Raw genomic sequence first — 11,713 nt, forward strand, 5'->3', positions numbered from 1 at the left:
TTTTTGCGTCAGAGAAAGGCCGTTTCGTCGAAAGAGCGCAATTTCCGGCTGTGCAGACGCTCAAGCGGCATGCCTCGCAAGTGTTCCATCGCGCGTATGCCGATGGCCAAATGGCGGCTGACTTGTGTTGTATAAAAGGACGAAGCCATGCCTGGCAACTTCAATTCGCCATGCAGCGGTTTATCTGAAACACATAGCAACGTGCCGTATGGCACCCGGAAACGATACCCGTTTGCGGCAATGGTTGCGCTTTCCATATCCAGCGCGATGGCCCGCGATTGGCTGAGCCGCTGCACCGGGCCGGATTGATCGCGCAACTCCCAGTTGCGGTTGTCGACGGATGCGACGGTGCCGGTGCGCATGATCCGCTTTAATTCATACCCTTCCAACTCGGTCACTTCGGCCACGGCGTGTTCCAGGGCCACCTGCACTTCGGCCAGCGGAGGGATCGGCACCCAAACAGGCAGATCATCATCCAGCACCTTGTCTTCGCGCAGATAGGCATGGGCCAGCACGAAATCCCCAAGGGCCTGGGTGTTACGCAGCCCGGCGCAGTGGCCGACCATCAGCCAGGCATGCGGGCGCAGGACAGCGATGTGGTCGGTGGCGGTTTTGGCATTGGATGGACCCACCCCGATATTGACCAGCGTGATCCCCGACCCGTCGGCACGTTTCAGGTGATAGGTCGGCATCTGCGGCAGTTTCAGCGGTTGTTCCAGCGTCGCGTCCGCCTCGGTGATCTCGACATTTCCGGTCGACACAAAGCTGGTATAGCCACTTTCGGAATCGGCCAGTTTTTCGCGTGCATAAGCCTCGAACTCGGACACGTAAAACTGGTAGTTGGTGAACAGGATGTGGTTCTGGAAATGGCTGGGATCCGTGGCGGTATAATGCGCCAGTCGGGCCAGCGAGTAATCGACGCGCTGCGCAGTGAACAGAGCCAGCGGGCCGCACCCGTCCTTGTGAACATCCACGCCGTTGACGATGTCATCATTTGTGGTTGTCAGGTCCGGCACATCGAACACGTCGCGCAATGTGAAACCTGCAGCCCCTTGTTGCGGCACAACCAGATCTGGGTTGTTGGCCACGGCGAAATGCACGGGGATCGGCGTGTCCGATACACCGATGGTCACCGGCTGATCATGGTTCTTGATCAGTAGGGCGATCTGTTGGGTCAGGTAAGACCGGAACAGGTCGGGCCGTGTCACGGTGGTGGCATGGATACCCGGTTCGGAGACGTGGCCAAAGCTCAGCCGGCTGTCGACCTGCGCATAGGTCGAGGTCTCGATCCGGATCTCAGGGTAATAGGCGCGAAACCTTGAACAGGGTGTTTCCTTTTGCATCGCGGCAGAGAAGCTTTCGCACAGAAAGTCCGTCGCCTGATTATAGAGCTGTTCCAGCCGCTCAACCGCAGCGACAGGATCCGTGAAGCGTTCCGGTTTCGGTGCGGCCGGTGTTTTGAGTGTTGTCATGCAAGGGGTTCCAGAAGGTCTATCTTTTCAAATGTGCGCACATCGACCAGCCCAAGGTCCGAGATCCGCAATTCCGGGATTACGACCAAAGCCAGCAGAGAGTGCTGCATATACGCGTTGTTCAGGTTACAGCCGCAGGCCTGCATCGCAGCCACCATGGCGTCGGCCGTGGCAGCAACTTTGGCGGCGGGGCTGTCGGACATCAAGCCAGCGATGGGCAGTTCAACCAGGGCAAGCTCTTCGCCGTCGCGGTAGATGGTGATGCCGCCGCCAATCTCGGCCAGACGGTTGGCGGCAAGGGCCATCTGTTCGCGGTCGGTTCCTACGACAATCATGTGATGGCTGTCATGCGCCACGGTCGAGGCCATGGCCATTTTGCCCTGATATCCAAAGCCCGACACAAAGGCGTTTGTCACACCGCCCGTGGCCTTGTGCCGTTCGACCAGCGCTATCTGGCAGACATCGCCTTCGCCCTCGACCAGCCCGCCGATAATCGGCAGCTCGGCCTTCAGGGCTTTGGTCGGGGCCTGATTTTCAACCACGCCGATGACGTTCGCCTGTACCCGGTTGGCGCCTTTGGGGGCTTCGATCTCAAAATCACCCGCGGCCAAGGCGTGACCAAGATGCACGGTGTTGCGCGCGCGATCAGGCCAGTTGAGATGCGGGCAATCGACGGTAATTGCACCATTTTCCGCAACGACCTGTCCGCGCGCGATCACGGTTTCAATCGGCAGCTCGGTCAGGTCCGAGCTGAGGACGATATCCGCCCGCCGTCCCGGCGTGATCGAGCCGATCTCGCGTTCCAGATCGAAATGCGTGGCCGTGTTGATCGTTGCCATCTGCAGCGCCACCAAAGGATCGCATCCGCAGGCAATGGCGTGGCGCACCACCCGGTTCATGTGCCCGTCATTGACCAGAGTGCCGGAATGACAGTCATCGGTGCACAGAATAAAGTTGCGCGGATCCAGACCCTTTTCCGTCACCGCGGTGATCTGGCTTTCAACGTCGTACCAGGCCGAGCCCAGTCGCATCATCGACCGCATCCCTTGGCGAACCCGCGCGATGGCATCCGCCTCGCAGGTACCTTCGTGATCGTCCGCAGGCCCGCCCGCGACGTATGCCGCGAATTCAGGCCCTAAATCTGGCGAAGCATAATGCCCGCCCACCGTTTTCCCGGCGCGCTGGGTCGCTGCAATCTCGGCCAGCATCTTGGGGTCGCCGTTGATTACGCCAGGGAAATTCATCATCTCGCCCAGACCGATGATACCGGGCCAGTTCATTGCTTCGGCCACGTCCTCGGGCGTGATTTCATAGCCCGTCGTCTCCAACCCCGGGGCCGAAGGCGCGCAGGACGGCATCTGGGTAAAGATGTTCACCGGCTGCATCATCGCCTCGTCATGCATCATCCGCACACCGTCCAGACCCAGCACATTCGCGATCTCATGGGGGTCGGTGAACATGCTGGTGGTGCCGTGCGGTATAACCGCCCGGGCAAATTCCGCCGGGGTCAGCATCCCCGATTCGATGTGCATATGCGCATCGCACAGCCCGGGGATCATGAACCGTCCCCCGGCATCAATGACCTCCGTGTCGGGACCGAAACAATGCGAGGCATCCGGACCCACATAAGCCACGCGTCCAGCGATGATGGCGACCGAGTGGTCTGTCAGAATCTCGCGGCTGTGGACATTCACCCATGCCCCATTGTGGATTACCATATCCGCAGGCGCACGACCTGCGGCAACAGCGATCAATTGAGGGGCGACATCGGGCCAGCTAGGGAAAGGCTTGTATTCCATGGCCCAACTTTCCCCAACGAACGGAAAGGTGCAACCCCCACCGGTCGCCTATCATGAAATCATCACACAACCTAAATGCCGCGCCACCTGCAGCGCGTCAGCGCTGCCACCCCCAACCAGAGGAGAGGCCCCATAAGGGGCCGCGACGATGGGCGGGAGCGCGCCGTACTATGCGGAAACACCTGCCGCGATCTCCGCGCGAATCCAATTGGCAAAGGCCACCGCGCCGGGTGTTTCCTCGGCCTGAGGGGACAAGAGTAGGTAATAGGCCTCTTCCATCGGCGCACGGTGTTCAAATGGGGCGACAAGGCGCCCCTGGCCTATCAGGTCCTCAACGATCAGGTCATGCGCCAGACAGAGCCCGCCGCCGGCCATAGCCACCGACAGGCTGACCAGATAGGTGGTGGAATAGGTGATCGGTGGATGGGCCCAAGGCATACCCTGATCTTCGGCCCAATTCGCCCAGTTTGACAGCAGGTTGGAGCAATCGAACAAGGGCTGCAATTGCAGGTCGTCCATCGTCACCGGATACCCCGGGGCGCATACCGGATAGTAATGGTCAGTCCGCAAAAGCTCGGTTCGCACCGTGTCGGCAGGGCGCAGGGAGTAGCGGATCTCGACCGCGGCGCCCTGGGCCATTTCCCGGGGCTCCCACAGCTCGGTGAAGATGTTCAGATGCACTTCGGGGTGTTGTGCCTGAAACCGGGGCAGGCGCGGGGCCAGCCAGTTGACGGCAAAAGTGATGTTGCTTTGCACCTGCACAGCGTTCTGCTGCGCACCGGTCACCGCCTGGGTGCCGCGGGCAAGCGTGCGAAAGGCTTCGCGTACGACGGGCAGATAGGTGATCCCTGCCTCGGTCAGTTCCAGCGCGCGGGGGCGGCGCAGGAACAAGGGCTGGCCCAGATACCCCTCCAGCGACTTGATTTGCTGGCTGACCGCGCTTTGGGTCATGTTCAGATCGCGCGCGGCACCTGTAAACGACAGATGGCGGGCGGCGGCCTCGAATGTGCGCAACCACCCCAGCGGAGGAAGCTGTTTCTGCATGTGCATAACCTTGCCATTAGCTTTGCTAATGCAATAGGAGTGATTTTTTCGTTGGTCAAATCATTGCGGCGCAGGCACGGTTTTCCAAACACCCGCTGCCCAAGGAGCCTGTCATGACCGTCACAGACCTGCGCCCGAACATGGAACATTGGCCTGAACGTGTGGACATGGCCGCCACCTTCCGCTGGACCGAGCGGCTGAACATGCACGAGGCGGTGGCCAATCACTTCAGCCTTGCGGTGAACGATGCTGGCACCCGATTTCTGATGAACCCCAATCAGATGCACTTTGGGCGTATCCGTGCCTCGGACCTGTTGCTCTTGGATGCGAACGATCCTGACGTGATGACCCAGGCCGGTGCTCCGGACCCAACCGCCTGGGGGTTGCACGGATCGATCCACCGCCACTGCCCCCACGCGCGGTGCGTGATGCATGTGCATTCGATCTTTGCGACGGTCTTGGCCGCGCTCGCCGACAGCACTCTGCCGCCGATCGATCAGAACACGGCAACGTTCTACAACCGGTATGTAATCGATGATGCTTTCGGGGGGCTGGCCTTTGAGAGCGAAGGCGAGCGCTGCGCCTCGATGCTTTCGGACCCGAAAAAGAAAGTCATGATCATGGGCAATCACGGCGTGCTGGTGATCGGCGACAGCCCGGCAGATACCTTCAATCGGCTCTATTACTTTGAGCGCGCGGCCGAGACCTATATCCGCGCCCTGCAAACCGGTTTGCCGCTGCGCGTTCTGTCTGATGAGATTGCCGAAAAAACTGCGCAAGAGCTGGACAACTACCCAGATCAGGCCGAGGCGCATCTGCGTGAGATCAAGATGCTGCTGGATGCCGAGGGCTCGGACTATGCCAGCTGACCTCTGCAACCCTCGCAGAACACAGGGATCACAAGCATGACCGAAAATCCACAGATGCAGGACATGAGTCGCGAGTGGAATTATCATCCGGATCTGCCCCTGCATAACCCTTCGGTTTTCCAGTGGCCGCCGCGTCCGGCTTATCTGGCGGGTTGGTTGGCCCGGAACTGGCTGACCCTCAGCGAACGGGTGCTTATGGTGGGTTTGGCCGTGCTGCTTTGGGCCGTGTTTTACCCGCCTCTGTCTGATGCGCAGAATTTTGCTTTTGGGTGGATTTTCCGGGTTTGGCTGGTGAACTTTGTGATGATCTTCGCCGTTGCGGGCGGCTTGCACTGGTATTTCTATATGCGCAAAGCGCAAGGCAAGAAGCTGAAGTTTGAACGGCGCGATCAGGGCAAGAACAACAAGCTGTGGGATTTCGGCGACCAGCTTAAGGACAATATGTTCTGGTCACTGGGTTCAGGCGTACTGCAACTGACCGGGTTTCAAGTGGTCACGATGTGGCTGATGGCCAACGGCTATGCGCCGGTCATCACATTTGCCGAGAGCCCGGTCTGGTTCATTCTGTGGCTGATCCTGATCCCGATGTGGTCCGCCTTTCACTTTTATTGGGTCCACAGGCTGCTGCATCAGCCGTTCCTCTACAAAAAGGTCCACAGCCTGCACCATCGCAACGTCAATATCGGCCCCTGGTCCGGGTTTTCGATGCATCCGGTCGAACATTTCTTTTACCTGACGACCCTGTGTATTCACTGGATCGTGCCCTCGCATCCGATCCACCTGTATTTCCACATCGTGTTTCAGGGCCCCGGTGCGGCGATGACCCATACCGGCTACGAGGATCTGTTGATCAAGGACAAAAAGAGCCTCGCGCTGGGCACGTTCTATCACCAGCTTCACCACCGGTATTACGAATGCAACTACGGCAATCAAGAGATGCCCTGGGATCGCTGGTTCGGCACGTTCCATGATGGCTCGCCCGAGGCCACCGCGACAACACGGGCGCGGAAAAAGCGGATGTTCGGATAGGCGCTTCTAGGTTCTCTCAAACAGCGCGATGAACGCGGTGTCGTCGCGATTGGGGCCTGCGGCCAGATCGCCGTAGATGCGGGTTTCGGGCAGGTGGAGGTTTGTGATCCGATCTTCTTCCAGCCGACGAAACGCATCGGCAAAGCCTAGCTTTTCAAAATGTTTGGCGTTGATCGACAAGGCAAACTGCGCGCCGGGCCTGGCCACACGCAGCAGGGCGGGCAAAACCTCGGGGCCCAGATGCCCATGCGTGAAGGTGCCAGAGGATACGACCCCGGAATAGCTTTCGCGTGGCACCGGAATGCCTTGGGTCAGGTCCGCTTCGATCGCATCGCGATAGACGTCCTTGCGCATTGCCTGGTCCAGCATCTCTTTGCTGATATCGGCGGCATCAATGGGCCCCACGCCCAGCCCTGCCAGAATCGCCCCGCACAGCCCGGTTCCGGCCCCCACATCCAGCACCGGGCCTTGGCCACCTGCGCCGACAAAGGCGCGCGCGGTCTGGATATGCAGCTGGTAATCCTCCAGTGCGGCAAAGCTGTCGTCGTAATCCTTGGCCCATTCGGCATATAGCTGTTTGTTCTCGTCCGGAGAGTTCAGATCGTAGGCGGCGTGCAGGTTGGGGCGCTTGTCACTCATGGCTTCATGAAGGCCCAATGACGGATTCGAATCAAGCCTGCGGACAGAGCCCTTGCATCCGGCGGGCCGGGGCCTCATCAAGGGGGGATGACAGGCACTCTTTTTTCGTTCGGGCATGGTTACACGGCCAGGGCCCTGTCGCGGCATCTGGCGCCGCAGGGATGGCGCGTGGTCGGCACATCGCGCGACCCGGCGCATACCGACGCCATCCGGGCCTCGGGCGCCGAGGCGATGATCTGGCCCGGTGCGACCCCGGACCTGAGCGGCGTGACCCATATGCTGATCTCAACCGCGCCAACCGCAGAGGGCGATCCGGTTCTAGCCGAGCTTCAGGCACAGATCGCAGCGCGGGCAAATCAGTTTCAATGGGTCGGATACCTTTCGACCACCGCCGTCTATGGTGACCATCAGGGCGCGTGGGTCGATGAAACCACGCCGCCGACGCCAACCGCAGAGCGTGGCAAATGGCGGTTGAGGGCCGAGACCCAATGGGCGTCGATCCCCGATTTGCCGCTGCACATCTTTCGGCTGGCCGGAATCTACGGGCCGGGTCGCGGGCCGTTCTCGAAACTGCGGCGCGGCGGATTGCGGCGGATCATCAAACCGGGGCAGGTGTTTTCGCGCATTCACGTCGAAGACATCGCGCAGGTGCTTGCGGCCTCGATGGCGCGGCCCGATCCGGGGACGATCTATAATGTGTGCGATGACGAACCCGTCCCGCCGCAGGATGTGATCGGGTATGCTGCGGAATTGCAGGGTCTGCCCTTGCCGCCAGCCGTACCCTATGAAGAGGCGGATTTGACGCCCATGGCGCGAAGTTTCTACAATGAAAACAAGCGTGTCAGGAATAACCGCATCAAGGACGAGCTTGGCGTGACATTGAAATACCCCAATTACCGCGTCGGGCTTGAAGCGCTGTTGGCGCATCAGAACGCGGATTAGCCGGGGCACCTTCCGCTTATCGGATTTGAGGACAGCAATGGAAAGCCGAACCGCTGCGTTGAACATCACGGTCTCTACCCTGACCCGGCAGCGTCCCGAGATGCTGAAGGCGCTGATCCTCAGTTGGGGCGACCTTGTCCTGCCCCCCGATACCACGGTTCGCTTCCTTGTGGTCGAAAATGACACCACGCCAGCCAGTGAGGCGACCGTAGCGGCTTTTGGTGGTGCGTTGGCGAACGGATGTACGATTGGCTATGTGCTCGAACCCGAGCTGGGAATTCCCTTTGGCCGCAACCGCGCCGCCAAAGAGGCCATTGCCGCGGGCGCAGATATCCTGTGTTTTGTCGATGATGACGAGGTCGTCGCCCAAGATTGGCTGGACCGGCTGGTGCAGGGATACCGCGACAGCGCGGCTGTGCTGTTGGGCGCGCCCCTACGGGCGGCGGGACCTGCCGGATCGGAAACGGCCCTGCAGCGCCTGATGCTGCGCAATATCAGCAACCGGTATCTGGCCAAAGAGCAAGCCGCCGCGCGCAAATCCACATTGAACGATACGGGCGGCGTGACCATCGTGACCAACAACTGGTTGGGGGAGGTCCGTCTGTTTACCGAACACGGGCTGTGGTTTGACGAAACGATGCGAATGACCGGCGGTACGGATGCCAAGTTCTATGCGCAGGCGGTGGAAAAGGGCCTGACGGTCGGATGGGTGCCGGACGCCTTCGTCTATGAGACGGTGCCGCCCGGGCGGTTGTCCTTCTGGTATCAGGCCGCGCGCGGGCGCGATCAGTCGAACACCCATATGCGCCGCAAGCTGGGCACCCGACCACTGAGCGCAGCCCTTGGATTTCTAAGCATTCCCATCCGGCTACTGGCCCTGGCGGGTGCAATTGTGCTGATGCCGTTTCAACCGGACCGCCGGTATATTCAGCTTGCCAGAACTCTGGGCTGGCTGGTTGGCGTATTGGGCATCCCGTTTGGCTACAAATCCGCGCTTTATAAGAAAGTCAGCGGTCACTAGGTGGCGGGCTATCAATCAGGCCAAAGCCATAGTTTTTGATTATTAATATGATCTAAAAACAAAACTTATTTGCATGGTTTTTATTTGCTAGCGTGGCCGCGAGACGAGACAAGCGAGTCGCTGATGACGTGTTCTGACAGGGTGTTTCCGAACGACCAGACCCGTGGCCCTTGCCATGTGGTCCGGCCGTGCGCGCCCTCATCCATCGGCCTTGTTGACCTCATCCTTTTTTGACCGCGCGAGCACATCAGACTTAGCCAGGAATGGAGATGAATTATGGACGGAAGCGATAACCCAAAGATGGGTGGATGCCCGGTAATGCACGGTGCCGGTACCCAGTCGAATCGCGATTGGTGGCCTAACCAGCTGAACCTTTCGATCCTGCACCAGCACGGCGCTGCCTCAAACCCGATGGGCGAGGATTTCAACTATGCCGAAGAGTTCAAGAAGCTCGACTTCAAAGCGCTGAAAGAAGACCTCTATGCGCTGATGACGGATTCTCAGGACTGGTGGCCTGCGGATTATGGTCACTACGGCGGGCTTTTCATCCGTATGGCCTGGCACAGTGCGGGCACCTACCGGACGGCAGATGGCCGTGGCGGTGCCTCGACCGGCAATCAGCGCTTTGCGCCGCTCAACAGCTGGCCGGACAATGGCAACCTGGACAAAGCACGCCGCCTGCTGTGGCCGATCAAGCAGAAATACGGCAACCAGATTTCCTGGGCTGACTTGATGATCCTGGCGGGTAACTGCGCCATCGAATCCATGGGTGGTAAGACCTTTGGTTTTGTCGGCGGTCGCGAAGACATTTGGGCGCCTGAGATCGACATCTACTGGGGGTCCGAGACCGAATGGCTGGCTCCGACCGACAATCCCAACAGCAGGTACTCGGGCGAGCGCCAGCTGGAAAACCCGCTGGCGGCGGTTCAGATGGGTCTGATCTATGTGAACCCCGAAGGTCCCGATGGTCAGCCCGATATTCTGGCCTCGGGTCGTGATGTGCGTGACACCTTTGCCCGTATGGCGATGGATGACGAAGAAACCGTAGCGTTGATCGCTGGCGGCCACACGTTCGGCAAGGGCCATGGCGCGGGTGATCCCGATCTGGTGGGCCCAGAGCCCGAGGCTGCCCCGATCGAGGAAATGGGCTTTGGCTGGATCAACAAGCTTGGTTCCGGCAGGGGCGATGATACCACAACCAGCGGGATCGAAGGCGCATGGACTGCGAATCCGATCCAATGGGATAACGGCTATTTCGACCTGCTGTTCGGCTATGACTGGAACCTGACCAAGAGCCCCTCGGGTGCCTGGATATGGGAACCGGTCGGCGTGACCGAAGACGACATGGCCCCGGCGGCGCATGATCCGTCGAAAAAGGTCAAGACAATGATGACCACCGCCGACATGGCGATGCGCATGGATCCGATCTATGGCCCGATCTCGAAGCGGTTCCATGAAAACCCGGATGAGTTCGCAGATGCCTTTGCCCGCGCCTGGTTCAAGCTGACCCACCGCGACATGGGTCCCCGTTCGCGCTATATCGGCGAAGAAGCCCCGACCGAAGAGTTGCTGTGGCAGGACAATGTGCCCGCCGTTGATCACGATCTGGTCGACGATGCCGACGTGGCTGACCTGAAAGCCAAGATCGCTGCTTCTGGCCTTTCGGTTTCGGAACTTGTTTCAACCGCATGGGCTTCGGCCTCGACCTTCCGTGGGTCGGATATGCGTGGCGGCGCCAATGGTGCGCGTATTCGCCTTGCCCCCCAGAAGGATTGGGAGGTGAACGAGCCGATGAAGCTGTCCAAGGTTCTGGATGTGCTGCAGGGCGTTCAGCAGGCCTTTAACGATGCGCAGTCTGGTGGCAAGAAAGTGTCTCTGGCGGATTTGATCGTTCTGGCCGGTGCTGTTGGCGTTGAACAGGCGGCCAAAGCCGGCGGTCAGGATGTCGAAGTTCCGTTTGCGCCGGGCCGGACGGATGCGACGCAGGACCAAACGGATGTCGACAGCATTGGCATGCTGGAACCGGCAGCAGACGGGTTCCGCAACTACCAGAAGACCGAGTTCAGCGTCTCACCCGAAGAGCTGTTGGTCGACAAGGCTCAGTTGCTGACGCTCTCGGCGCCCGAGATGACTGCTCTGGTTGGCGGCTTGCGGGTACTGGGTGCGAATTTTGGTGACAGCGCTCATGGTGTGCTGACCGACCGTGTCGGGACGCTGAGCAACGACTTCTTCACCAACCTGATGGACATGAGCACCGAGTGGAAACCCGCTGGTAAGGGTGTCTACGAAGGTCGCGATCGCGCCAGCGGTGAGGTCAAATGGACCGGTACCCGTGTCGATCTGGTCTTCGGTTCCAACTCGCAGTTGCGGGCGCTGGCCGAGGTATATGCCCAGTCGGATGCCGGGGGCAAATTCGTCTCTGACTTTGTGTCGGCCTGGAACAAGGTGATGAACGCGGATCGTTTTGATCTGAACTAATCCCGAAGCTGCTTATGTGATTGCGCCGTCCGAGGAGACTCGGGCGGCGTTTTCATTGGCAGTACCTCAGGGTTCCAGCATGGTGCAGGGGACGATTCCTCCGCGAAGCTGAACTCTTTCCCGATCTGATCAGCCTGGAAGCCATGTAGGCAGGGCATTTCTTAATCTAACCTGTTGTTTTTATTAACATGAGCGAGTTTTTGCGAAGAAATGTGAAGTTTTTTCAAAATGGGGGTTGCAGCTTTTTGACCCAATCCGTAAATACGCCTTCACCGGCGCAGCAGAGGTTGTTGTTTGGTTGGCTGAGAAGGCCTGACGGACTGGAAAGACGGTTGAGACGCTCGGGAGAGACTGGGGGCATCTGAGGTTATGGAATGGGCGGTAGCGCTGAGTGATTGGCGTTATGGTCTGGTTTTGGGT

At 59.6% G+C, this 11,713-nt stretch carries 9 protein-coding genes; 5 read left to right on the forward strand and 4 right to left on the reverse strand.

The features are described 5' to 3' along the window. Nucleotides 1-8 precede the first annotated feature (8 nt). The 3 genes from ACR0AG_RS12995 to ACR0AG_RS13005 form a co-directional block, all read right to left on the reverse strand. On the reverse strand, nucleotides 9-1,472 hold the full coding sequence (locus ACR0AG_RS12995) for an AMP nucleosidase (RefSeq protein WP_480839469.1): 1,464 nt from the start codon (nucleotides 1,470-1,472) through the stop codon (nucleotides 9-11). After that, nucleotides 1,469-3,271: an adenine deaminase gene (gene ade / locus ACR0AG_RS13000; protein ID WP_480839471.1), complete on the reverse strand. Its 1,803-nt coding sequence runs from the start codon at nucleotides 3,269-3,271 to the stop codon at nucleotides 1,469-1,471. Before ade ends, ACR0AG_RS12995 begins: the two co-directional genes overlap by 4 nt. 168 nt (nucleotides 3,272-3,439) lie before the next feature. Next, nucleotides 3,440-4,315 carry a LysR family transcriptional regulator gene (locus ACR0AG_RS13005; RefSeq protein WP_480839472.1) on the reverse strand — a complete coding sequence of 292 codons (876 nt, stop codon included), beginning with the start codon at nucleotides 4,313-4,315 and terminating at the stop codon, nucleotides 3,440-3,442. A 113-nt stretch (nucleotides 4,316-4,428) separates the two neighbouring features. On the opposite strand from ACR0AG_RS13005, the gene ACR0AG_RS13010 reads away from it, so the two are divergent. Beyond that, nucleotides 4,429-5,184: a class II aldolase and adducin N-terminal domain-containing protein gene (locus tag ACR0AG_RS13010; RefSeq protein ID WP_480839474.1), complete on the forward strand. Its 756-nt coding sequence runs from the start codon at nucleotides 4,429-4,431 to the stop codon at nucleotides 5,182-5,184. Nucleotides 5,185-5,220: 36 nt separating this feature from the next. Beyond that, entirely contained in the window at nucleotides 5,221-6,213 is a 993-nt protein-coding gene (locus ACR0AG_RS13015; protein WP_480839476.1) for a sterol desaturase family protein, read from the forward strand. 6 nt (nucleotides 6,214-6,219) lie between these two features. Here ACR0AG_RS13015 and ACR0AG_RS13020 read toward each other — a convergent pair whose 3' ends face one another. Then, nucleotides 6,220-6,852, reverse strand: coding sequence for a class I SAM-dependent DNA methyltransferase (locus tag ACR0AG_RS13020; protein ID WP_480839478.1), 633 nt, complete (start codon nucleotides 6,850-6,852; stop codon nucleotides 6,220-6,222). A gap of 87 nt (nucleotides 6,853-6,939) precedes the next feature. On the opposite strand from ACR0AG_RS13020, the gene ACR0AG_RS13025 reads away from it, so the two are divergent. The 3 genes from ACR0AG_RS13025 to katG all read left to right on the forward strand — a co-directional run bounded on the left by ACR0AG_RS13025 (nucleotide 6,940) and on the right by katG (nucleotide 11,293). Beyond that, the gene (locus ACR0AG_RS13025; protein WP_480839480.1) at nucleotides 6,940-7,794 is read left to right on the forward strand and encodes an SDR family oxidoreductase; all 855 of its coding nucleotides are present in this window, start codon (nucleotides 6,940-6,942) and stop codon (nucleotides 7,792-7,794) included. Between the two features lie 37 nt (nucleotides 7,795-7,831). Continuing rightward, complete coding sequence (locus ACR0AG_RS13030) at nucleotides 7,832-8,815, forward strand: glycosyltransferase family 2 protein (RefSeq protein ID WP_480839482.1); 984 nt, start codon at nucleotides 7,832-7,834, stop codon at nucleotides 8,813-8,815. A gap of 276 nt (nucleotides 8,816-9,091) precedes the next feature. Further along, nucleotides 9,092-11,293, forward strand: a complete 2,202-nt coding sequence (gene katG, locus ACR0AG_RS13035) for a catalase/peroxidase HPI (RefSeq protein WP_480839484.1) — start codon at nucleotides 9,092-9,094, stop codon at nucleotides 11,291-11,293. Nucleotides 11,294-11,713 lie beyond the last annotated feature (420 nt).

The sequence above is a fragment of the Ruegeria sp. H6 genome, assembly GCF_056532975.1.